Source organism: Oleiagrimonas citrea, assembly GCF_012395255.1.
GTDB classification, from domain to species: Bacteria; Pseudomonadota; Gammaproteobacteria; order Xanthomonadales; family Rhodanobacteraceae; genus Oleiagrimonas; species Oleiagrimonas citrea.
The window spans coordinates 191,825-216,094 of the sequence record NZ_JAAZQD010000003.1; the positions used below are offsets into that span (position 1 = coordinate 191,825).

The 24,270-nt window shown below is 62.4% G+C and carries 18 protein-coding genes; 11 read left to right on the top strand and 7 right to left on the bottom strand.

What is annotated here, in order from left to right:
- Positions 1–41 precede the first annotated feature (41 nt).
- Positions 42–2,036, top strand: coding sequence for a M1 family metallopeptidase (locus HF690_RS07965; protein ID WP_168609077.1), 1,995 nt, complete (start codon positions 42–44; stop codon positions 2,034–2,036).
- Positions 2,037–2,079: 43 nt separating this feature from the next.
- Here HF690_RS07965 and HF690_RS07970 read toward each other — a convergent pair whose 3' ends face one another.
- Both HF690_RS07970 and HF690_RS07975 read right to left on the bottom strand, forming a co-directional pair.
- Complete coding sequence (locus tag HF690_RS07970) at positions 2,080–3,597, bottom strand: esterase/lipase family protein (RefSeq protein WP_113063351.1); 1,518 nt, start codon at positions 3,595–3,597, stop codon at positions 2,080–2,082.
- Positions 3,598–3,669: 72 nt separating this feature from the next.
- Complete coding sequence (locus HF690_RS07975) at positions 3,670–5,457, bottom strand: alpha-amylase family glycosyl hydrolase (protein ID WP_168609078.1); 1,788 nt, start codon at positions 5,455–5,457, stop codon at positions 3,670–3,672.
- A 111-nt stretch (positions 5,458–5,568) separates the two neighbouring features.
- Between HF690_RS07975 and HF690_RS07980 the strand changes: the two genes are divergently transcribed.
- The 3 genes from HF690_RS07980 to HF690_RS07990 all read left to right on the top strand — a co-directional run bounded on the left by HF690_RS07980 (position 5,569) and on the right by HF690_RS07990 (position 9,201).
- Positions 5,569–7,245: a serine hydrolase gene (locus HF690_RS07980; RefSeq protein ID WP_168609079.1), complete on the top strand. Its 1,677-nt coding sequence runs from the start codon at positions 5,569–5,571 to the stop codon at positions 7,243–7,245.
- A gap of 299 nt (positions 7,246–7,544) precedes the next feature.
- Positions 7,545–8,726 carry a hypothetical protein gene (locus tag HF690_RS07985; RefSeq protein WP_168609080.1) on the top strand — a complete coding sequence of 394 codons (1,182 nt, stop codon included), beginning with the start codon at positions 7,545–7,547 and terminating at the stop codon, positions 8,724–8,726.
- Between the two features lie 70 nt (positions 8,727–8,796).
- Complete coding sequence (locus tag HF690_RS07990; protein WP_168609081.1) at positions 8,797–9,201, top strand: YidB family protein; 405 nt, start codon at positions 8,797–8,799, stop codon at positions 9,199–9,201.
- Positions 9,202–9,289: 88 nt separating this feature from the next.
- Here HF690_RS07990 and HF690_RS07995 read toward each other — a convergent pair whose 3' ends face one another.
- The 4 genes from HF690_RS07995 to HF690_RS08010 form a co-directional block, all read right to left on the bottom strand.
- Positions 9,290–9,937, bottom strand: coding sequence for a PadR family transcriptional regulator (locus tag HF690_RS07995; protein ID WP_240151684.1), 648 nt, complete (start codon positions 9,935–9,937; stop codon positions 9,290–9,292).
- Between the two features lie 119 nt (positions 9,938–10,056).
- On the bottom strand, positions 10,057–10,986 hold the full coding sequence (locus HF690_RS08000) for a DMT family transporter (protein ID WP_168609322.1): 930 nt from the start codon (positions 10,984–10,986) through the stop codon (positions 10,057–10,059).
- A gap of 107 nt (positions 10,987–11,093) precedes the next feature.
- Complete coding sequence (locus HF690_RS08005; protein ID WP_168609082.1) at positions 11,094–12,056, bottom strand: thioredoxin family protein; 963 nt, start codon at positions 12,054–12,056, stop codon at positions 11,094–11,096.
- 66 nt (positions 12,057–12,122) lie between these two features.
- Positions 12,123–13,049: a peptidylprolyl isomerase gene (locus HF690_RS08010; RefSeq protein WP_168609083.1), complete on the bottom strand. Its 927-nt coding sequence runs from the start codon at positions 13,047–13,049 to the stop codon at positions 12,123–12,125.
- A 259-nt stretch (positions 13,050–13,308) separates the two neighbouring features.
- Here HF690_RS08010 and HF690_RS08015 point away from each other — a divergent pair, with 259 nt between their 5' ends.
- The 5 genes from HF690_RS08015 to HF690_RS08035 all read left to right on the top strand — a co-directional run bounded on the left by HF690_RS08015 (position 13,309) and on the right by HF690_RS08035 (position 21,504).
- The gene (locus HF690_RS08015) at positions 13,309–14,352 is read left to right on the top strand and encodes a dipeptidase (protein WP_240151685.1); all 1,044 of its coding nucleotides are present in this window, start codon (positions 13,309–13,311) and stop codon (positions 14,350–14,352) included.
- A 241-nt stretch (positions 14,353–14,593) separates the two neighbouring features.
- Entirely contained in the window at positions 14,594–14,758 is a 165-nt protein-coding gene (locus HF690_RS08020; RefSeq protein ID WP_168609084.1) for a hypothetical protein, read from the top strand.
- 72 nt (positions 14,759–14,830) lie between these two features.
- Positions 14,831–15,925, top strand: a complete 1,095-nt coding sequence (locus HF690_RS08025; RefSeq protein ID WP_168609085.1) for an ATP-grasp domain-containing protein — start codon at positions 14,831–14,833, stop codon at positions 15,923–15,925.
- 532 nt (positions 15,926–16,457) lie between these two features.
- Positions 16,458–21,110, top strand: coding sequence for an RHS repeat protein (locus tag HF690_RS08030; RefSeq protein ID WP_168609086.1), 4,653 nt, complete (start codon positions 16,458–16,460; stop codon positions 21,108–21,110).
- Positions 21,111–21,225: 115 nt separating this feature from the next.
- Positions 21,226–21,504: a hypothetical protein gene (locus HF690_RS08035; RefSeq protein WP_168609087.1), complete on the top strand. Its 279-nt coding sequence runs from the start codon at positions 21,226–21,228 to the stop codon at positions 21,502–21,504.
- Between the two features lie 354 nt (positions 21,505–21,858).
- Here the strand turns inward: HF690_RS08035 and HF690_RS08040 are convergent, their stop codons facing one another.
- On the bottom strand, positions 21,859–22,716 hold the full coding sequence (locus HF690_RS08040; protein WP_168609088.1) for a HEAT repeat domain-containing protein: 858 nt from the start codon (positions 22,714–22,716) through the stop codon (positions 21,859–21,861).
- A 228-nt stretch (positions 22,717–22,944) separates the two neighbouring features.
- On the opposite strand from HF690_RS08040, the gene HF690_RS08045 reads away from it, so the two are divergent.
- Both HF690_RS08045 and HF690_RS08050 read left to right on the top strand, forming a co-directional pair.
- Complete coding sequence (locus tag HF690_RS08045; RefSeq protein ID WP_168609089.1) at positions 22,945–23,307, top strand: PadR family transcriptional regulator; 363 nt, start codon at positions 22,945–22,947, stop codon at positions 23,305–23,307.
- Complete coding sequence (locus tag HF690_RS08050; protein WP_168609090.1) at positions 23,307–24,230, top strand: sensor domain-containing protein; 924 nt, start codon at positions 23,307–23,309, stop codon at positions 24,228–24,230. Before HF690_RS08045 ends, HF690_RS08050 begins: the two co-directional genes overlap by 1 nt.
- The last annotated feature ends 40 nt before the right edge of the window (positions 24,231–24,270 follow it).

Consider the following 24,270-nt stretch of genomic DNA (forward strand, 5'->3'; position numbering starts at 1 on the left):
AGCCGGTGGCGCCCGTCTGCTTTCCCCAGGGCACAAGAACCATGCAACGATTCCCCCTCCTTTCCGTGTTCACGGCGTGCGCCGTGCTGCTCGCGGGCGCGGTCCACGCGGCGAGCACGCCTACCGCCCCGAATCCCGGCCGTTTCAATCCGCTGCAGACCTTCGCGCCGTTCGCCTACCAGTACCCGGTGAACCGCTACCGTTCGGCCAGCGGTATTCCCGGTCCGGACTACTGGCAGAACCGCGCCGATTACGCGATCCGCGCGACGCTGGACCCGGCGACGAAGATGCTCAGCGCCAGCGAGATCATCACCTACACCAACCACAGTCCCGACACGCTGCATATGCTGTGGCTGCAGTTGGATCAGAACCGCTACCGCACCGATGCGCGCGGCAATTTCTCCGGTAGCAAGGAGCCGGATTTCGCCAGCCACACCGACGGGTACCGGCTGAAGGCAGTCGAAGTCGCGCAGGGCGGGGCGTTCGAGAACGCGCACTACCAGATCAGCGACACGCGCATGCGCGTCGACCTGCCGCACGGCTTGAAGCCGAAGGACGGAACGCTGCGCCTGCGCATCGTCTACGACTACACCGTGCCGAGTCGCTTTGGCGGTCGCACCGACTGGTACGCGACCAAGAATGGCGATGTCTACGAGATCGCGCAGTGGTTCCCGCGCATGGCCGTGTACGATGACTTGCGCGGCTGGGACACGCTGCCGTACCTCAACAATGAGTTCTACCTGGAGTACGGCGACATCGACTACCGCGTCACTGTGCCGGCGAACATGATCGTGGCCGGTTCCGGCGAATTGGTGAATCCAGACGCGGTGCTGAGCAAGGCCCAGCGCGAGCGCTTGGCCAAGGCACGCGGCAGCGAGAAGACGGTGATGATCCGCACGCCGGCTGAAGTCGAGGCTGCTGCGCGCGCTCCGCAGCCGAAGGGCACCAAGACCTGGCACTTCCGCATGCACGACACCCGCGACGTGGCCTTCGGCGCCTCGGCTGCCTATGTGTGGGACGCGGCGCGCATCGACCTGCCCAGCGGCAAGCACGCGATGGCGATGTCGGTGTATCCGGTCGAGAGCCTGCACGGCAAGGGCCACTGGCAGGATTCCACGCAGTTCGTGAAGCACACCATCGAGTATTTCTCCAAGCGCTGGTTCGAGTACCCGTGGCCGAACGCTATCGCCGAGGCCGGGCAGGTCGGCGGCATGGAGTATCCGGGCATCGCCTTCGACTGGTGGAAGCTCGGCGGCAAGCCCCTGTTCGGCATCACCACGCACGAGGTCGGACATTTCTGGTTTCCGATGATCGTCGGCTTCAACGAACGTCGCGCCGCGTGGATGGATGAGGGCTTCAACACCTACGTCGACATGCGTGCCGCACTGGACTACGAGGGCGGCAAGTACGCGCCCAAGTGCGACGCCGAGTACGCGCCCAAGTGCGGCAATCCGGTCGATGAGATCCAGTCCGTGCTGGACGATGCCGATGCGCCGCCGATCCTGACCAAGCCGGACATGATCCGCGAGAAGTACCGGCACCCGGTGACCTACTTCAAGTCGGCGCTGGGTCTGAACCTGCTGCGCGAGCAGATTCTCGGTCCCGAGCGCTTCGATGTCGCGTTCCGTCGCTTCGTGCATGCCTGGGCGTTCAAGCATCCGACGCCGTCGGACTTCTTCCGCGCCATGGACAGCGGCGCCGGCGAGGACCTGTCGTGGTTCTGGAACGGTTGGTACCGGCACAACTGGTCACTGGACATGGCCGTGACTGGCGTTCGCTACATCGGCGGCAAGCCGGCCAACGGCGCTAGCGTGACGGTCGCCAATCTCGATCGGCTGGTGATGCCGGCGACCCTGCGCGTGACCTACGTGGACGGCACACATGTGGACGTGCGCGTGCCGGTGGCGACGTGGCTGCAGCACCATCGCTTCGATGTGCTGGTGCCGGGCGACAAGGCGGTGAAGTCGGCGACCATCGATCCCGATCACGCGATTCCCGACGGCCATCGCGGCAACAACACCTTCACGGTGCATTGAACACGACGCCGGCGCCCCTCGCGCCGGCGTCTTCGCATGAGGGTTAGACGGCGCCGCCCGGCGGCACGTCGCGGAAGTCGTGCGGCGGCGCCAGCTGGCGCGTGAAGCCGAACACGCCCTCGCGCACGATGCGGCTCAGGTGGATGTCGACCAGCGTGGTCTCGTTGGGCCGCAGCAGCGGCAGCAGGCTCTGCACGGACACGTCCAGCGTGGCGTCCCAGTACTCGACGAAGCGTTCGCCGCCGCGCGGACGCACATGCAGGCCGTACGGCGGACGCGGTTTCAGCTCGGGTCGCGCGATGCTGCCGTCGGCACGCGGAATCGGCGGACAGCCTTCCAGCACCGCATGGTTGAGGTAGAAGCACAGATTGCCCGGCTGGCGCGCATTGGCCTGGCGGTCGACCAGAAAGCCGGACGGCAGCTGATTGGGGTCGTTCTGCGGGCCGGCGGTCAGCAACATGTCGACGCTGGAGACGCGCAGGCCGGTGGAGTCGAACAGGCGTACCAGCGCCATGCAGCAGGGGTCGTGGATGTACTCGCGGTCGGGCAGCACCGGCACGTGCTCGGTCTCCAGGCGCTGCGCGGGCTGCTGGTGCGCGGCGTTCTCGCGGTCGAAGGCTTCGCGCAGCGCGTCGTACTCGCGAGCGCTGCGCACGCCAAGGCAGCGCAGGATCTGCTCGACCGTGGCGTTCGGCTGCTGGTCGTTGCGCACCGCGCCCATGATGCCCATGTCCGTCCCGGAGTGGGACGCATGCGGAATGATGCGGAAGGCGCACGGTTCCGAGCGCGCGGCCGATTCCAGCTCCAGCGCGCGCAGGCGCTTCTTCGCCGTGGGCAGCGGTTCGTCCGGTTCCGGGGCGGGCTGGCGCAGCACGACATGCGCGGCGTTGAGGTTGGCACCGGCCAGCCGCACCACACCGTCCGAACCGTTCTCGCCGGTGTACGGATTGATGTGATCGTAGAGCTTGCGGTCGATGGCGTCGCCGCTGAGCACGAACGGGTAGAGCGGATGGCGTCCGCGCGTGAGCTTGAGCGCGGGGTAGTCGTGAATCCAGCGCAGATTGAGCGCGCAGGATTCCGGGCTGCCCAGCTCCAGCCAGTCGAGCACGCCCTGACCGGGTTCGACGCCGTTGAACCAGGCCTTGATGCCGCCGATGCGGCTCTTGCCCAGGCGCGCCAGCGCCGAGCCGAAGTTGGCCGGCGCCAGCATGATGAGATGGCTGATCGGGCAACTGGACAGCCTGTCCGCCTGCACCACGAAGCGGTCCAGCCACTCGCGCACCACAGGACCGCCGGTGGAATGGGTGATGCACACGCAGCGTTGCTTGCCGCCGGCATCCGCGAGCACCTTGCCCAGGGCCGCGTCGAAGGCACGCGCGATGTCGTGCACGCGGACCTCGTCGCGGAAGCTCACGTATTCGCCCAGATGGATCTGCCGCACGTCGAGATCGGGACCGCCGCGACGCGAGGCCTCGGCCTTCAGCCGCGCCGGCAGTTCGCCGTAGGTGGACGTGCTGGTGACGCTCCATCCGTGCACGAAAACGACCAGTTGCTTGGCCATGGTCTGCCGTCCCTGCGAGTGAACCCATCGGCATCCTACTGCGACTGGACCGGGGTCGCCATGCGGCGGCGATCAGTGCGGCAGGACGTCGCCGTATTCGTCGCTGGTGTGCAGGCTGGCGTGTGTGGAACCGTGCTCGGCGCTGACATCGACGATCAGCGCGCCCCAGGCAGGCACGCGGAATTGCTGCGCGGACAGGCGTTCGAATTCGAAACCGAGTCCCTGCACCGGCTGCGGGTCGCGGTAGTCCAGCGTGATTTCGGCCGCTTCGTCACCCAGGTTGAACAGGCACAGCAGCGTCTGTTCGGCGTAGCTGCGGCGTAGCGCCAGCCAGGGTTCGTCTGCGTCCATCAATTCAGTGGTGCCAGCGCGCATGGCCGGCTGCGCGGTGTGCCAGTTCAGCAGTGAGCGCCAGTCGTTGAGCAGCGACTCGGTGTCGTGCTGCTGGCGCGCCACGTTGAGCAGGCGGTGCGAACGGGGAATGGGCAGCCACGGCTGCTCGCATCGGGAGAAACCGCAGTTCGCCGAATGGTCATTCCAGGGCATCGGCGTGCGTGCGCCGTCGCGGCCGCGGCCGTTGGTCTCGGCCAGCGGGTCGCGCAGCCGGTCGACGGGGATGTCGTCGGGAACGCGCGCTTCGGGCAGTCCCAGTTCGTCGCCCTGCCACAGGCACAGCGCGCCCGGCAGTGACAGCAGCAATGCCGCGATGGTGCGGCGGAAACCGTGCGGGTAGGGAAAGCGGTCGCCGCCCCAGCGCGAACTCATGCGGCCGAAGTCGTGGTTGCCGACGATCCAGCAGCTGCCGGTGGCGCCGAAGGTGTTCAGCGTCTTGCGCACGACCTTGCGCATGCGCGCCGCGGTCATACGCTCGTCGAACAGCAGGCCGGCGTGGTAGGCCATGTGCAGCAGGGTGCCGTTCTGCGTGTACTTGGCGGCCTCGGCGATGCTGTCCTCGCACATCACCACTTCGCCGAGCAGGGTGACGCCGGGGTAGGTGTCGACCAGTTCGCGCAGTGGTTTGAGGTATTCCAGCGTCTCGGGGCGATTGAAGCTGTTGACCAGTTTCTGCCGCGTGGCCGCGTTGGCGTCCTGGAAGCCGTCCGGCAGCGGATCGTCCTCGCCGCGCATCGGGTTGTCGCGCAGTTCCGGGTCCTGGGCGTAGAAGTTCACTGCGTCCAGGCGCATGCCGTCGATGCCGCGGTCGAGCCAGAACCGCGCGATGTCGAGAATGGCTTCGCGCACGTTCGGGTTGTGCCAGTTCAGCGCCGGCTGGCCCGGGAAGAAATTGGTGAAGTAGTACTGGCCGCGCTCGGGCACGAAGTGCCAGCCGGATTCGCCGTTGAACACCGCGGGCCAGTTGTTCGGTGGACCGCCGTCGTCGGCCGGGTCGGCCCAGATGTACCAGTCGGCGCGTTCGTTCTCGCGGCCGCTGCGGCTCTCGCGGAACCAGGGGTGCTGATCGGAGGTGTGGCTCCAGACCATGTCCAGCATCACGCGCAGGCCGCGCTGGTGCGCCAGGCGGAGCAGCCGGTCGAAGTCGTCCATCGAGCCCAGGCTGTGGTCGATGGCGCGCATGTCCTTGACGTCGTAACCGGCATCGACGTCGCCGGACGGATACAGCGGCATCAGCCAGATCGCGTCCACGCCCAGCGAGGTGATGTAGTCCAGGCTGCGGATGATGCCGTTGAGGTCGCCGCGGCCGTCGTCGTCGGAGTCGCGGTAGCTCCACGGCATGATCTGGTAGATGGCGGCGCCGTGCCACCATTCGCCGAGGGTCGGTTCGCGTTGCTTCTTTTCCCAGGCGTGGGCGCGGCGATTGATCGGCGCCTGACGCCACCAGGGAAGGTGTTCAGGTCGCATGGGGGTTCCCGGGTCGTCGATGGGGCGTCGACGCATGCGCCAATGTGTACATGACACGTGCGCCACGGGCATTCATACTCGAAAAGCTAACGGGAACCTCAGGGAGTCGCAATGCGCATCGATCCGCTCACTCGTCGTTTGTTCATGGTGCTGGCGCTGGCCGCGGGCACGTCGCTGGCCGCCGCCCCCGCGCTTGCGCGCGATGCCGCGCCGCCGGCCTCCACCGCCATGCCGGCCTCCGCGAACGCGCTGCCGGCGCAACTTTCCGACTTCACCGCCTACGTGAACGGCGTGCGCAAGCAGTTCGACGTGCCCGGCATCGCCGTGGCCATCGTCAAGGACGGCAAGGTGGTGATGGAGAAGGGCTTCGGCGTGCGTACCTACGGCCAGGGCGGCAAGGCCGATGCGCCGGTCGACGCGCACACCATCTTCGCCATCGCCTCCAATACCAAGGCGTTCACGGCGGCCTCGCTGTCGATGCTGGCCGACGAGGGCAAGCTGAACATGGGCGACCGGGTCATCGACCATCTGCCGTGGTTCCGCATGTCCGATCCGTACATCACCCATGAAATGCGCATCCGCGACCTGCTGGCGCATCACAGCGGCCTGAGCCTGGGCGCCGGCGATCTGCTGTACTGGCCGACCACCGACTACACCACCAAGCAGGTGATCCAGCATCTGGCGCACGTGCCGATCAAGAACGGCTTCCGCGAGCGTTATTTCTACGACAATATCCTGTTCGGCGTGGCCGAACTGGTGATCGAGAACGTCTCCGGCGAGAGCTACCAGCACTTCCTGAAGACGCGTTTCTTCGAGCCGCTGGGTATGCACGACACGCGCTTCAACTTCCACTACATCCAGCCGAGCGACCATGACGTCGCCACTGGCTACGCCAAGTATGACTTCAAGGATCTGAAGCCGGTGGCCAAGCTGGCCTGGGCCAACAACTCCGGCGCCGGCGGCATCTATTCCAGCGTGCACGACATGGCGAAGTGGATCATCGCCCAGCTCGCCGGCGGCGTGTACGGCAAGAACGCCGATGGCAGCGCCAAGCGCCTGTTCAGCGAGAAGCGCCACGAGGAGATGTGGTCGGTGCAGACCGCGATCCATCCGCGCAAGTCGAAGATTCCCGAACTGGCGGCCATCGCGCCCGACTACGCCGGCTACGGCGAGGGTTGGCACCTGTCCGAATTCCGCGGGCACAAGGTGGTCTACCACACGGGCGGGTGGCCCGGTTTCGTCTCCCGCGTGACCATGATTCCGGACATGAAGCTGGGCATGGTGGTGCTGACCAACCAGCAGTCCGGCGCCGCGTTCCAGGCCGTGACCTACCGCATCCTCGACGCCTACATGCATGCGCCGAAGACGGACTGGACGGCGGTCTACGCCAAGGCCGTGGCGCAGTCCAAGGCCAAGGCCGACGAGAGCTGGGCCAAGCACGAGGCCGCGCGCGACAAGCACAGCAAGCCATCGCTGCCGCTGTCCGGTTACGCCGGCACCTACCGCGATCCGTGGTACGGCGACGTGGACATCCGCAAGGAAGGCGGCCACCTGGTGATGCAGTTCAGCCACACCAAGCAGCTGCTGGGCGACATGAAACCGTGGCAGCACGATACTTTCATTGTGCGCTGGCGCGACCGCTCGCTGAACGCCGACGCCTTCGTCACCTTCGCATTGAATGCCGATGGCCACGTACGCGAGATGCGCATCAAGCCAGTCTCGCCGCGTACCGACTTCAGCTTCGATTTCCAGGATCTGCGCCTGAAGCCGGTGAAGAAGGACGACTGATCGTTCCGCTCCACCGCGTCCGGCTCATCCGGGCGCGGTGGAGCATTGGCTTAATCTTGTGATCCAGTTAGGCGCTCCCGGACGACACCAATGTCCTTTCGGGGCTTCTGCTGTGGAGGACTCCTGTGGCGTCTGGGCGGGAGAACGCGGTCATGACACGTTGATCATGAGCGTTCCTTCCTGCAGGGCCGGTTCGGGCTATATGAATCACTCCTTGCGTTGGGCGTTCGGCGGCTGCCGCGCCCCCGACGAAACGCGGTACAGTTGCACGAACAGGGGATGTTCCAGCAGCGCGCGTAATGGAGAACCTGGTAGTGACGGATGAACGGACACTGGCTTGCATCGGCTTGAACGGCTTCGAGCGGGCTCGTTTGCGTTTGCTGCTTGCCGAAGCCGGCGAGCGCGTGCAGGCGCGCTGGCGGATGGGCCAGCCGGAGCAGGCCGACTTGTTGATTCTGGCCCCCGGTTCGCTGGAAGCCGAAGCGGCCGCCCTGCGGGCGCGCGGACGCGGGGTGCGCTGCGTGCATCTCGGCGCGCCGGGTGATGTCGGCGACGAGTTTCTCCCGGCCGGATTCGGCGTCGACGATGTCGTGCGTGTGCTGAAGTCCGTGCGTGCCGCTCAGGCGCCGGTTCAGCGGGTCGATGCGCGTTCGCCCGAATTCTTCCAGACCGAGACCGGCGGGACGCTGGCCGACGACCATGTCATTCCCGAGGCCGTCGATCTGGAGCGTTTCCTGCGCCGCGACAGCGGCGAGCACACGCTGGAGAAGATCGTTCCCTATCAGCTCGAGGACACAACTTCGATCGAGCCGGTGGAACGCGTGGCTCCCTCCAGTCGTGCCCAGGCGCGCAGTAGCGAACGCGATCCGTTCGCGCGCAGTGCGTCTTCTTCGTCCGCAGCGTCTTCGTCGCTTTCCGGCGTGCAGGCGGACTACGGCACTGGCCTGAACATGAAGGACGAACACGATGCGTCGGGGCATCCGCTTTCGTTCTACCTGACGGGGCAGGCGTTGATGGCGCCGAGTCAGATCGTGCTGGAAGGCACCGAGCCGTTGATTCTCGACCCCAAGAATGGGGTCTACATGATCGTCGGCGATCTGGCTTCGGCGCGGCCCTATGCGACGGCGCATTGGCGGAGCGCCGATTTCGAGCGTCTGACCACGCGCGAGCTCGAACGCTGGCGGGCCCTCTGCGAGCCGCAGCCCTATCTGCGTCTGCGCTGGTTGATCGCCTTGTGCAACGGCGATGGTTGGTTGCCGCGGCATCTCGATCCCGGTGGCAGCTATCGCGTGCGCGAGATGCTGCATCCAGGACCGCACTTCGAGGCCCAGGTGCGCATTGGCCAGGTGCTGCGCGACTGGCTTCGCCTGCATGAAGTGGCGGCGCAGGCGGGAGTGGACATGCAGAGTGTCTTCGACACGGTGGCGGCCTACGATGCGATCGGCTGGCTGGAGTGGCGTCCGCGCGAGCGCTTCCGCTGATCGTCCCGCCGCCGGATGGATCGGCGTAGACTGATCCGTACGCGTCAGGCGACGAACGGAGGGCAGGACCATGTCGATGTTCGGGGATCTGGTCGGAAAACTGACCGGTAAAGAGGGTGGCGCTGCATTGATGAGCGTCGTGACTGCTTTGATCGAGCGTGCAGGCGGCCTCCAGGCCCTGCTTGGATTGCTGGAGAAGAACGGTCTCGGGGCGCAGATCGCGTCGTGGGTCGGGCAGGGCGCCAATCAGCCGGTGTCAGGCAGTCAGCTCGGCCAGGCGCTGGAGCAGGGCGGTCTCGGCTCGGTCATTCGCGATCATGCCTCGCAGCTTGGTCTGGGCGAGGATGCTCTCAATGACCAGTTGGCGAAATTGCTGCCGGAAGCCGTGAACCATCTCACTCCGGACGGTGACGCCGCGGTCGGCAAGGTCGACCTGGGTGGATTGGGCGCGCTGGCGGGCAAGCTGTTCGGGTGATGTAGCACCTGTCGCGCTCGGTCATGCGGCCGTGACAGGCGCATGCCTGCCGCGACCTGTGCACTTCAGTCCTTGTCGGGAGCGTGATTCAGGCATCGCCGCGAACGTCCTTGGCCGCCTTCTTCAGGATGGTGAGGATGCGGTCGGCCTCCTCGGTGCTCCAGTGTTCGCGACGCGCCATCAGCGCATGCTTCAGGTCGCGCATGGCCTTGCGGATGGACATCGGTGAGCGCATGCGCGACATGGTTTCGGCCGTCTCCTGCATGCGCTCCAAGACCGTTTCCACGGCCACGCGGTTTTCGTCCAGGAAAGCGCGTCCCGCATCGGTGATGGCGTAGCGCTTGCGTCCGCCTTCCTCGCTCTGTTCGATGCGCGCGTAGTCCATTTCCTCGAGCATGGTCAGGGTGGGGTACACCGCGCCGGGACTGGGGGCGTAGGTGCCGTCGAACATTTCCTCGATGGTGCGGATCAATTCGTAGCCGTGGCGGGGGCGCTCCTCGATCAGACTCAGCAGGACCAGCTTCAGGTCGCCGTGGCCGAACACGCGCCCGCCGAAGCGTCCGCCGCGTGGACCGCCGAAGTCGAAATCGTCGCCGTCCCGTCCATGTCGACCTCCGCCGTGGCGGCCTCTTCCCGAGGCTTCGTGACGGATTCCTCCGCGCTGGCCGCAGCCGTTGCCGAACATGCCGTGCCAGGGATGGAAGGCGTGACGGTGATGGTGATGATGCTCTCTCATGTCTTACTCCGATATATCTTAAGTAACGGTCTTAAGATATATCGTAAATGTGATCCAGGCAAGCCGAAGGCCCGCGTGATGCATCACGCGCTGTACGAACTCCAGATTTGCGATGGGTATTACTCGCCCAGGTTCTTGGCTTCGGCCGTGCCGAGGATCTCGCCGGGTACGCGCGTCGGCTTCTTCCGCGAGATCCACGGATGCAGGAACACGGTGGACAGGATGATGACCACGCCCAGATAGAACAGGCCGTCGAGTTGCCGTTGCTCGCCGAGGAACGGAATGGCCAGCACGATGGCGTAGACCGGTTCCAGGTTGGTGGTCATTTGCGTGGTGAAGGCCGACAAGTGCCGCAGTGCACCCAACGCGAGCGCGAAGGGGAGCAGCGTGCAGCCCAGGGAGAGCACCAGAAGCAGCAGCGTGTCATGCAGGTCCGGCACTGGGAGCAGCGCGCCGGTATGCGGAAGCAGTGGTGCCAGCAGTGTCAGGAAAGCCGTGCCCGAACCCAGCTCGATGCAGGTCACGGTCAGCGGGTCGGCATGTTCGACCATGCGCTTGTTGAACGCACTGAACAGGGCCACGAACAGCGCCGACAGCACGCCCACCAGCAGTCCTGTGCGCATGCCGCCGGGGATGCCTCCCAGCACCAGCGCCACGCCGGGTACCACGCCGATGCCCATCAGCAGTTCGCGCGGGTCGAAGCGGCGTCGTGCAACCCAGGGTTCGATGAAGGCCAGGAAGATCGGTGCGATGGCGATGCACAGCGCGCCCACCGATGCGTTGGCCAGCTTGATCGCGCCGTAGAAAGTCAGCCAGTGCAGGGCGACCAGTGCGCCGATGCCGGCGTAGGCGCCGATCAGCTTCACGGGCATCGCGCGCAGGCCGCGCCACACGCGCGGGAACAACAGCAGTGCGACCGCCACGATCAGCATGCGCCACCACACCATGGGTAGTGCGGGTAGGGTGATCAGCTTGCCGAGAATGGCGGTGAAGCCCCACAGCAGCACGCAGAAGTGGATCTGCAGGTGGGCCTTGCGAGTGGTGGACAGCACGGTGCGCGCCTTGCATGAACGGGCGCCAAGCATGCAGCAAACCGCCGCGCGCGTGAAGCCAACGGCGGTGACCTCGGCTCACGCGTAGGCGATCATGGAAGACGTCAGCCGAAGGTGAAGGTGAAGGCGCGGAAGCCCGACTTCGGCACGTCGATGGTGACCACGTGGTCGCGGTAGTCGTTGCTGTCGAACAGCGTGTAGAGCCGGCTCTCGTGCACGGTCACATCGGGCTGCTTCTTGCCGTCGACCGTGATCGACAGCGTCACCGGCTTGGCGCTGGATGCCACCATGTGCAGCTTGCCGGACTGGAAGTGCAGCCGAATCTGCCCCTTGTCGCCAGTCAACTGGGCGTATTCGCCGCTCATGCGCCAGCGGCCGTCGAGCGCGTACTTGTTCAGCGGCAGTCGCGCGGGCGCCTTGTAGTCGTGACTGAACATCAGCGGCGGGATCGGGTTGGCCATGTTGTGCACCCGGTTGCTGCCCAGGTACATCTCCGGAGAGCCGATTTTCGACAGGTCGGCTGCGGACATGTCCTCGTGCGTCATCGGCTTCATGCCGAGCTGCTCGCGGATGGCGTTCTCGGTCTCCATGTAGTGGCCTTCGCCGAAGTGGTGCATGACCACTTTTCCGTTCTTGTCGATCAGGTATTCCGCCGGCCAGTAACGGTTGTTCCAGGCGCTCCAGGTCGCCATGTCGTTGTCCTGCGCCACCGGCCAGCCGATGCCGTACTTCTTCACCGCGGCCTCGACGTTGGCGGTCTTCTTCTCGAAGTCGAACTCCGGCGAGTGCACGCCGACGATGACCAGCCCCTTGTCCTTGTACTTGGCCCACCACGACTTCAGATGCGGCAGGGTGCGCAGGCAGTTGATGCAGGAGTAGGTCCAGAAGTCGACCAGCACGACCTTGCCGCGCAACTGCTGCATGGTCAGCGGCTTGCTGTTGATCCAGTGATCGATGCCGGTGAAGTCGGGAGCCTGCGCGGGCACCTGGGCGCGCGCGGCGGGCAGCAGCCCGGTCAGGGCGATGCAGGCGCCGAACAGGACTGCGAGCGGAGTGCGGAAGCGCATGGGCGTACCTCGATGATGTGAGCCGTCACGCAAGCAGACCGGCGCAGGGCCGATCCGCTTACACACTCAGTGCGCGAACTTCGGGTCGACGCGCACCGGCACGTCCAGCGAGCACAGCGAGGCATGGCCCGGCGGGTCGCGGTAGAAGGCGTCGTGACGATGCCGCTTGGCGTCGACGATGCGGGCGAAGGTCGCGCTGTCGGTGCGCAGCACCTGCAGGTGTTCGCGCTGCGCGGCGGGGACATCGGCGGCCAGGCGCACGCGCAGGATCGGCGTGCGCTGCGACGGCTTGGCGTAGACGCCGATGTTCGCATCATCACCGCGCGGCAGGCTGGACAGCAGCGGCATGCCCTGGACCACGCGGCCGGCCACGGCCAGGTTGTGGTCGATGCGCCGCGCCTGACCGATCACCGCGTACAACGTATTGCCGTTGCCGCTGGTCGGATCGACGTCGCGCGCCACGCCGACGGTGCCGTAGCAGTGCGCGATCCAGGTGCGGTGCGTCTTCGGATCGCGCGCGGTCGGGAAACCGTGCGAGAAACCGACCTGCGGCGCGTACACGTCGCCGTCGGGCAGGGCGGTGAAAGACATGGACGTGTCATAGCTGCGGTCGTACTCGGGCGGCAGGTGCGTCTTGGCCGTGCCCATCGACTTGGCCTTCTTCGGGTTGTCGCTGTCCGGGTCGCCCCATTGTGCGACGAAGTTGTCCTGCACGCGGTAGATGCTGGTGTGGTCGAAGTAGTGCTCGCGGACCAGGGTCTTGATGTTGGCGACATGCTTGGGCGACCACCATGGTGCGAGCTCGATCACCACACGACCATCGGGAAGGTCCATGTACAGCGTGTTGTCCGGATTCAGCGCGCGCCATTCGGAGGACTTGGACGCCTTGAGGATCTGCTGGATCGACGGCGTGTCCTTGCCGGCGGCCTGGGCGCTCGTCATGGCGGAGATCAGGCCGAGCAGGGCGAGAGCGAGTGAAATGCGAGGGCGCATGGCAGGGTTCCGAACGGGAAGATGAAGCGAAGGTAGCAAATCCGCGGACGATTCGCGTCGAGCAGGCAGTCATGGCACATTCGTGTGCGGAGTGTTTGCAGGAATCCTTTCGGCGCGCGCATTCGTCCGCCACGATCATTCGTCACAAGGAAGCGTGAAATTGAGGACATGGACCCGTCGTGAATTCATGATGCTCTCGTGCACCGCGACGGCGGCTGCCTTGGCTCCGCGCCGGGGACTCGCGAGCGCGAGCGTTTCGTTGAAGCCGCCACCGTTATCCAACCGCGCGCAGCGTCTGTACGACCATGCCTTCGTGCTCGACGCGAACAACTTCGCTTCGATCGGCGAGCTGCTGGACGAATCCGGTCTCGCGCACAAGCTGCATGCGATGCGTGCCTCGGGCATGACGGCGGTGAAGTCGACACTCGGTGGCGCGCAAGATGATTTCGATGCGACCGTGGCCGACATCGCCGCGGCGCAGGCGCTGTTCGACCGCTACCCGGACCGGTTCATCAAGGTGACCGGTCCGGCGGATCTCGATCAGGCCAAGGCGAAACGCCGCATTGCGGTGATCCAGTCCTTCGAAGCGGTCACGATGCTCGACGGAAAGATCGAACGCATCGAACTGTTCCGCGAGCTGGACGTGCTGGTCATGCAGTTGAGTTACAACCGGCGATCCCCGTTCGGCTGCGGTTGCCTGGATGGCGACGAGGACGGTGTCACACCGCTCGGCCGCAAGGCGATCGCGAAGATGAACGAGATCGGCGTGGCGCTGGATCTCAGCCATGCCAACACGCCGACCACCTCGGACGGCATCCGCCTTTCCTCGCGCCCGGCGGTCATTACGCACGCCGGTTGCCGCGCGGTGTTCGAACATCCGCGCAACAAGACCGACCGCGACATGCGGGCGCTGGCCGAGAAGGGTGGCGTCATGGGCATCTACATGCTGCCGTATCTGACCCCGGACACGCGCCAGCCCATGCTGGCCGACTACATGCGGCACATGCTGCACGCCTTGAAAGTCTGCGGTGAGGATCATGTCGGCATCGGCACCGATTCGCTGTTCTTCCCGCCGGATGCGAAGGAACTGCACGAAGTCGCGAAACTGGAGGCATGGCGAAGAAAGCAAGGCATTGCCGCGCCGGGCGAGAATCGGCCGCCGTATCTTCCTGACGTGGACACCACGAGAAAGCTGGCCTATGTAGCCGATGCGCTGCTTCGACATGGGTACGGTGAACGCGTCGTCGACAAGGTGCTCGGACGGAATTTCCGACGTGTGTTCGACGAGATCTGGACCGTGTAAATCAATGCTATGCGCAGACCGATGACGGCCGGAATCTCGTAGAAGAGGCATGGGGTGTGCGGGGCGGCTTGGCGGGCACGTGTGGATTCGGTGGGGTATCGAACACGCTTTGAAAGTGTGATCCAAATCATTCATCGCGAGGTCGTGACCGGCGTAGTATCGAAGTCGTCTTTCACATCGCAGATGTCACAGGGAACGACTGGAAAGACTTTTCTTGCAGAAGCCACAGGGAGTAGCTGTCATGCAGAATCATCTTGCGTTGTTGAATGAATCCATCGCGCTTTCTCGCGCGTTTGCCCGCATCCAGGCAAGGGAAATTGCCGCCACGCAGGACAAGGAAGACCTCTTCCTGACCATCGTGACCGATCCCGAACGCCCGGAACCTGAAATCGGGATCATGGGCTGATCCCGCTATCCGCTCGAAGCCGCGCGCTCCGCGGGTCGGGGCGCGCGGTTGTTTCGACAAGGACGACCGAACATGACGCACCGCGCTCTCTTGCTGGCGGACGATGCCGATCCGCACGCATCCGCCGTGGCGTGGGCGCTTCGCGAGCACGGAGTCGAGCCGATCTGGCTGCCCTCCCTGCTGGCCAATCGAGGCCCGCACTACACCTTCCATATCGATGCCGAGGGCATGCAGTTCCGCGATGGCACACTCGGCGGCGCTCCAGTCAGCGCCGTCTGGAACCGTCGTCTGCAGGACCCCGAGCCGCATTGCGCGGAGCCCGACCGTGTCTTCGCTACCTGGGAGTGGCGATTGTTCCAGCGCAATGTATTCAACATCGCTTCCAGCTACGGCGATGCTCTCTGGATCAATCGGCTTTCGGCTGCGCAACGCGCGGAATGCAAGCTCGTGCAACTGGCATGCTGCCGCGACATCGGTTTGCCGTTTCCCGAGACCATGGTCACCACAGATGCGGCCGAAGTGGATGCGCTGCGCCGCCGCTGGGGCAGGGTGATCTTCAAGAGTTTCTCCACGCACCAGTGGGAGGACGCATCGAGTGGCGAGCAGCATGCCGTGGGCGTGTCACTGATCGATGCCGACACGGACCTGCCCGCGGACGCCCTGGCGGTCTGCCCCGGCATCTACCAGCGCTACATCGAGAAGTCCTGCGACATCCGGGTGACAGTCGTCGGCGACCGCCTGTTCGCCATCCGCCTCGGTCGCAGTCGTGATCGCGGCTACGTGGACTGGCGCAGTCACAGCAACGATCCCGAGTTATTCGTCGAGGCGATCACGCTGCCATCCGATATCGAAGCGAAGCTTCGCACTCTGATGCGCTGGCTGAATCTAGTGTTCGGTTGCATCGACCTGGCCGTCGACCGCGAAGGCGGGTATCACTTCCTGGAAGTCAATCAGGCTGGCCAGTTCCTCTTCGTCGAAGACATGATCCCGGACCTCCCCGTGCTGCAGGCGGTCACCTCCATGATCGCCATCGGACGCACGGACTACACCCTAGATGCCGGCCCGCGCGTATCCATGCATGATTTCCGCGATTCGGATGCCTACCAGGCGCTCCGCGAACGCACACGGCAGAAAACGGCTTCGACTGCAGCGTTTACTGTGGAGTGAGGTGCAGGCAATGATTGTATTGTGCGCATCGTTTATGTGACGCGATTTTGGTTGCAAATGACTAGAGGGAGGCGCGCATTCTGACCCTGCTCTAGATCAGCATGTCCCGTTGATTCTGAAATAGGATCCCACGGATTCGCTCTCCCCGGCCACGCGCGCTACCGGCTACGCATGGTGCTGGAGTCCGGGTATCTGGTATGGATCAACATCGGGCTTTGCTGGGAGCATTTGTTCGGGTATGAGTGGATTGGCTGCGCGGGTTCGGTGAGGCTGTGATCAAGATCTCCGAGATGGGCCGTTAACTTGTTGAATTGTTTGCCGCCACAAGATCGCGTGATCTTGGATGGCGTCCCTCGCAAAATAGTCCATGTGTTTTTGTGCTGGATTGGCTGCTCCAATCTTCAAGATTGTAATGAATGCCTTGACAAATATCCTCATGGTGAGTAAGTGTGGCGGCATGGGGACGTTGCCCAGAGTTTGTGGCGTTTAAAAAGCCAAAAGTTAGTTGATCCCAAAAAAAGGAATTTTTGGAATGTCTTGCAAAAATCTATTGCTTCGTTTTTTTTGTGCGTTCTGCGCGCGAGGCGCCCAAGCGCTTTTGATTGCGCTTTTTATTTCTGTGTCGCTGTGTGGTCGCGTGCATGCGGATGATTATGGCTATCCGACAATAGGAGAGCAGTTTTACACGCAAAGCGGTGCGTACGGTGCTTGCGTTGCATTTTCTGAGTACTGGACAAATTTCTGGTTGAGTAGTGGCTATCCTAATGCCTTTTATGAGTGTCGTGCGCGCAGCCCATCCCGATATGCCGCATGGGGTATTGGTGGAAATAATTCTACATGGGGATGGGCGCTTCCTAATTGTTGTGGATACAATCAGATATTTACTTGGACCAGTCAGTTGCAGAATGGGCGGGTTCCGCAGAACGATATTGGAAAACCAAATTGTGCGTGTGCGGATCCGGTAGATGTTGCCTATGGAAATCGTTTTGAAGAGTATAGGGATGCTTATGTAGCTGGTATAGGTTATTTCAAGAGGTACTACAATTCACTGGCGCTGCAAACGTTAGGTTGGCATCTGGGTGCAAATTGGACGTACAGCTTTTCTCGCAGTTTGGATGTCACCGGCGCAAGTCCTCCGACATACATTTCTACTGGGTCTTATGCGCAAACATCGCAGGCTCTGTTATTTGTTTCTGCGATTCGTGATGATGGTCGGCAGGTTGCTTTCACATCTTCAAATAATTCATTCGGGCATGTATGGGTGCCGACTGATGCACATATACACGATCGGTTGGCCGAAACTTTTGATGGGAATGGTAAGCGTTCGGGTTGGACGTACTTCGATGCAGAAAAGCATGCTACAGAGACGTATTCGAGTGGTGGGCGTCTTTTAAGTGTCAAGAAAAAGAATGGACAAGTGGTCGCGCTTGCCTATACGGCCGTAAGTGGTCTTGTGGGTGGCGCGAGTGATGATGTTGTCGCAACAATCACGTCATCGTCTGGGCGTGTAATACAGCTTCATTACGATAGTTCGGGGTATTTGAGTTCGGTAACACTTCCTGATGGAAATTCGGTGACATATGATCAGGATTCAAATCATAATCTAGTCAATGTTTCCTACCCGGATGGTCATTCTGTTGGTTATATATATGACGAGCTTGCAAATACTAGCAATGCAGATTATCCCAATCTCATGACAGGGGTGTTGGATGAGGGTGGTGTTCGATACGCTACTTATCAATATTCCAATGTGAATATGTCGCCAATGTTGACGGAAAATGCTGGTGGTGCAAATTCTTATCAATCAAGCTTTAGTCTTTCTTCGAACACTAATACATTTACAACTCCGCTTGGTTTGCAAAAATCGTTCACGTGGGCTGTCATTAACGGAAAAACATATCCGACTACAATCTCAGATGCTTGCAGCGGCTGTGCAACCCGAACAACTTCTTTGGCATACGACATTGATGGAGACGTAGTTCAACGTACCGGTCCGGACGGTACCGTAACGAAGTGGGCCTACGACGGAAGCGGTAAAGGTCTCGTGGTTCAACAAGTAGAAGCATCTGGTGCGCCGAGTGAACGTACAACGAATACGGCATGGGATGAAACGCTACGTTTGCCGCTGCGCCGCACGGTTACAAACGCTAGCGGTACAGCAATCTCGGACACCGCCTGGGTCTACAACCCCCGCGGGCAGACACTCGCCAAGTGCGAGATCGACGATAGTCAGGCCAGCAGCTACACCTGCGCAGCGACCGGGACGCCCCCAGTCGGTGTGCGGCGCTGGACCTACACCTACTGCGATGCCGTCGACACCACGCAATGCCCGCTGGTCGGCCTGGTTCTCACAGCCACGGGTCCACGCACGGATCTGACTCAGACCACCACCTACAGCTACTACATGGACAGCGCCACGACCGGCTGCGACACGCCAGGCGGAGCCTGTCATCAGCCGGGCGATCTGCACACCGTCACCGACGCGCTTGGCCACGTCACGACCATCGACTCCTACGACGCCGACGGTCGCATTACCCGCACGACCGATTCCAATGGCGTGCACACAGACATGACCTACATGCCGCGCGGCTGGCTGGCCTCGCGCAGCGTGGGCGGTGCGACCACCAGCTTCACGTACACGCCCTACGGCGCCGTGGCCTCGGTCACCGATCCGGACGGTGTCACCACGAGCTACACCTACGACGACGCCCATCGCCTGACCGACATCACCGACGCGCAGGGCAATTCCATCCACTACACCCTGGACGCGGCGGGCAACAAGACCAAGGAGCAGGTGTTCGACAGCAGCGGTACGGTCCTGCGCACGACCTCGCGCACGTTCAACACGCTAGGTGAACTCACCGCCGTCGTCGACGGTTTGAACAACACGGTCTTCAACGCCGGATTCACGGACAGCTACGACGCAAACGGCAACCTGGTACACAGCGCCAACGCGCTCGGCACCGAAAAGGAAATGGGCTACGACGCGCTGAATCGTCTGGTCAGCGTGATCCGTGACTACAACGGCACCAACACGGACACCGCCAACACGCAGAGCACCATGGCCTACGACGCCATGGATCGTGTCACCGGCGTCACCGATCCGGACAATCTGTCCACGATCTACACCTACGACGGCCTTGGCAACCGCACCAGCCTGCAGAGCCCGGACACCGGCACCAGCACCGACACCTTTGATGCCGCCGGCAATCGCCTCACGCACACGGATGCGAAGGGGCAGGTCGACACGTCCACCTACGACGCACTGAACCGTCTCGCCACCCAGCAGTACGCCGACAGCACGCTGGACGTGACCTACCACTACGACGAGGCCGACAGCGTGACCGGCTGCAGCGGTTCGTACCCGGTCGGCCGCCTCACGCGTATCGTCCAGGGCGACACCACCACGACCTACTGCTACGACGCGCACGGCAACGTCACGAAGAAAACGCAGAACCAGAACGGCACCGTGGCGGCCGTCGCCTACGGCTATACCAGCGGCGATCGTCTGCAGAGCGTGACCTACCCGGACGGCACCGAGGCCGACTACGTCTACGACAGCGACGGGCGGGTGCAGTCGCTGAGCCTGATTCCGCCCGATCACACCCAGGCCACGGCCATCGCCGCAGTCAGCAACGTCAGCTACCTGCCGTTCGGCCCGATCGAAAGCTACACCCTGGGCAACGGCCAGACGATCACGCGCAGCTACGACGCCGACTATCGTCTGACCGACCTCACCAGTCCGCTGCTGAACCTGCACTACGCACGCGACGCCCTGGGCAACATCACCGCGATGGGCGATGCGCCGGGCGCGAATCCGGCTAGCGAAAGCTACAGCTACGATCCGCTGCAGCGCCTGACCGCCGTCACCGAGAGCGACAGCAGCACACTGGAGAGCTACACCTACAACAAGACTGGCGATCGCCTGAGCAAGACCGGCAACGGCCAAGCGACAGGCACCTATACCTACGCCGCCAACACGCATCACCTGATCCAGGCCGGCACGGATCCGTACAGCGTGGATGCGGACGGCGAAACCACGTCCATTCAGCGCGCCGGAACGACCTACAGCTTCACCTACAACGCCCGCCAGCGCATGGCGACGGCGCAGGACGGCGCAGGCACGCCGGTGGCCTACACCTACAACGCCCTGGGCGAGCGCATCCGCAAGACGGCGAACACGACCGTCACCGACCGCTTCCAGTACGACGAGGCCAGCCATCTGCTGAGCCGCAGCCGGACCGACGGCTCGCGGGACTACATCTGGCTGGGCAGTCTGCCCGTGGCTTTGGTGGATGAGCCGGCCGCTGGTGGCGCGAGTACGGAAAGCTACGTCGTCGCCGACGACCTGGGCAGCCCGCGTATGGTGGCGGATGCGAGCGGCAACCAGATCTGGAGCTGGGCCAAGCAGGGCAATCCGTTCGGGGAGCAGCAGCCGACCAGTGGGTCGGGGTTTGTGTTCAATCTGCGCTTTCCAGGGCAGTATTACGATCAGGAGGCGGGGCTTGCGTATAACCTGAGTCGAGACTATCTGGCGAGCGCTGGTAGGTACACTGAGAGTGATCCATTGGGGTTGCGCGCAGGATTAGATGCATATGCTTATGTCGAATCTCAGCCTATTGGTAGGTCAGACTTAGAAGGGCTTGCGAGCGAGGAAGGAGGAGGGGAGGCAGATGATCCTAAAGCAAGATGGAATGATCCCATTTTGCGACCATTGCAGCCGTACATACCGTTGGAAGGATATTTCTTTTGGCATTCTGGGGATCCCAGCTACCCTCCGAATACGCCTAGCGAATGTCCGAACCCGGATATTCCAAGCAATTCGCCAGATGACGGAGGGCCTTTTGGTATAATTGAAGATCCTCAGAATATTGCAAATATAAAAAAACTTCTGAAACAGCTGCTCTCACAAGAAGCTGGCTCGACGTTCAGTAGTGATGGTGGCCTAACGCCAGAATCAATCAATGGTTCCCGATTGATTATTCCTCCAGAAGATATCGGAAACCCATTGATACCTGAAGGTTATGGCAAATATTCGACAGGGACTTCGAGGAGTCCATCAGGAGATTTTCAGGTGCACTTCTATATGAATTCTGAAACAGGTGATATTTACTATGAGCGTGATTATAAGGCGGTTTACAGTCGTCAATTTGGTCCGCCTAAGTATAGAATACCGTTTAACTGATCATCGGGTGACTTGAAAAATGAAAGTAAAATGCATTAGATTTTTCGATTCTAGGCGCAGGTTAACCAATTCCTCTGAGTGGCTTGTAGTTGGTGAAATATACCATGTGATGTGCGTGAGGAAGATTGGTGGTGTGGGAGAGGATTATTTAATTTCTACTAATGAGGAAAGCCCTTCTCCGGCTTCTGTTGGATACTTTCCTTCAGAAAGTTTTGAAGTGGTAAGCGATACCATCCCCTCAAGCTGGGTGGAGGTGTCTTCAGGGGTGGGGGTTAAGAGTATTCCTGAAGCCTGGGTGAAGCCAAGGTTCTTTGAAGACTTTTATGGTGGTGATGAAGGTGCCTTGTATGTTTTTTTAAAAGAGATGGAGAAAATTTTACAAGATGACCCATGAGCAAAAACAGGGGTCACCATTTCGCCGCCCCCGTCAATAGAACCATAAGCGCCCGTCTCCCGTTGCCGGGGAGATCGGTGCCACGTAGGACTCGGTCCGACTTCCGCTGCGTTTCTTCTCGGCGCGAGGATCGCGCCAGTCACCGTTCTGGTTGTCAGCCAAACACTCGTCGGTCAACGCGGGATCCGTCCGAGACAGAGGTCAGAGTGCACTTTTTGTGCTGAGGGAAGCACACTAACGTCGGATGGATGGCTGTTTGGCACAGGCTGCCCGGGAATCTGGAAGATGAGCATCTAGCGGCATACGAATCTGCTGCGAGTGGCCGCGGGCCGCGTTGCCGTATCAGCGGCAGATTTACGATTCTCTACCGGTACACGCATCGATAGCGGCCCTGAAGTCCGATCCGAAGCGTTGTGTCGTCTCGTCGTCGCTTCTGTGCTGGAGCGACTCGATCAACGGTCGAAGTTCGGGGTCGCCGAAAAATGCGGCTGATTGGAGTGCCCAGCTCCCGTGGAACTCGCCTTCAAGTTCCTTGCGGAGCGCCGGCATCGCTTTTCGTTCGCCTCGGCTGGCAAGTCCGATGAGCGCTTCGCCCCGTGTCTCGGCGTCGGGATCTTCGAGTCGAAGCAAGAGCGCATGGCGAATCTCCGGCGTGTCGAGTTCGGTCATTTGCCCCAGGCCAAAAGTCGCCCAATCCCGGACGTCGACGTCCTTGTCTTGAGAAAGTTCGATTAGGCCCGCTATGGCGGCGGCCTCATCGTGGCCGGAGAGTCCGTGAACGATTCCGTATCGAACCCTCTCATCGACATGGCCCTTCAACTTCAGCAGGTGCGGGATCGCGCGTGAGTCGTTCCTGTGCCCCAGGCCGATAGCAGCGGAGCGGACGACCTCCGGGTTCGTATCTCCAAGCAGCAGGAGCAGTATGTCGACCGATGGAACGAGCAGGGTCCGCTCGCCCCAACCCATCTGACCAAGAACATCCGCCGCCAAGATCCGTTCTTCCTCGCAGGGACTCTGCGAGAGTCGTTCAGCGAGTTCGAGTTCCTCGTGGCTTCCACGACACTGGAGTGTGGCGATCGCGTCCCAGCAATCGTCCGAGTCGGGGGCGTGCAGTGCTGTCGTCAGCAACTCCGCGGTCGTCCTGGTGTCGCTCGCCAGCCGCTCGGCGCGCATCGTGTCCAATTTGGTTCCCTCCGCTTTCTGAGCGCTCATTATCGCGTACGTGATTGGACTCTGTTCCGAGGTTTATCTAGGTCGAAGCATCCACAACTATCTGATATAGAAGAATTCTATGCATGAGATCAGGCGCGATCTGTGTGTCATTTGCGCATACATATGTGCCATACCCAATGCTGGAGGCGCGAGCCCATGACTTCCGGCCGATAGACTATTCATAACTTCAACTTATACTTAGATTGTGTTTATAGAGAAATCCGCACCATGACCGACGCCAGCGCGCACGTGCAGAAGAAGTTCGAGAAGGAGCTGGCTTCCGGCACCGTCTCGCTGGTGCTGCTGTCCGTGCTGGCGCAGGCGGGGGAGCCGATGTACGGCTATCAGATCGCCAAGCGCCTGGAGGACAGCGGTGGTGTGCTGGGCGGCAAGCAGAGCACGCTGTATCCAGTGTTGCGGAATCTGGATGCCGCGGGGCTGCTGCAGAGCCGCATCGAGCCCTCGGTCAGCGGACCGCCGCGTCGTTACTACCGCATCACGGAGACCGGGCGAGCGGTGCTCGCCGCGTGGACCGCCACCTGGCGCGACACTCGCGATTCGGTCGATGCCGTTCTTGGAGGAACTTCCTGATGAATGCCCCTGTGCCACGCACCATTGCCGAATATCTGAAGCAGTTGCGCGCCGCACTGCGCGGCGCCGATCCCGCGATGATCCAGGATGCGCTGTACGACGCCGAGGAGCATCTGCGCGCCGAACTGGCCGAACGCGGCGACGGCGACGAAGTGGCGATGCTGGCCGAAGTGGTCGGCAGCTACGGCGCACCCGAAGAGGTGGCGGAGATCTACCGTGACCAGGAGGTCACCGTGCAGCGTGCCCTGCGCACGCCGCGAACGCCGCCGCGTCGCAGCCTGATCGGCCGCTTCTTCGGTGTCGCCGCCGATCCGCATACCTACGGCGCGCTGTTCTACATGGTGCTGGCGATGGCGACCGGCATCTTCTACTTCACATGGGTCATGGCGGGCGCCGGCATGTCCATCGGCTTCTCCATCCTGATCATCGGCATTCCGTTCCTGGTGCTGTTCATCGGCACCGTGCGTGCACTGTCGCTGGTGGAGGGGCGCATCGTCGAGACCATGCTCGGTGTGCGCATGCCGCGGCGTCCGGCCTATGCGGATCGCAGCCTGCCATGGCTCAAGCGCATCGGCGCGATGTTCACCGATCCGCGGACCTGGTCCACGTTGCTGTACATGCTGCTGATGCTGCCGCTGGGTGTGGCCTACTTCGTCATCATGGTGACCGGCATCTGCCTGTCGGTGTCGCTGGCGGTGGCGCCGTGGATCGCCTTGTTCGTGCAGCATGCGGAGATCGGCGGCATCTATGTCGACGGTCATGCGTGGCCGCCGCACGCATGGCACGTGTGGATGGTCCCGGTGATCAGCGTGATCGGCATCCTGCTGCTGTTTACGGTGATGCACCTGGCGCGCGGCATCGGCCATCTGCATGGTCACCTGGCCAAGCATCTGCTGGTGCGCTGCCGCGAATCGGACGTCTGAGCGCGCGGATTGGCGCTTGCCGGTACACTGGCGCGTTTCC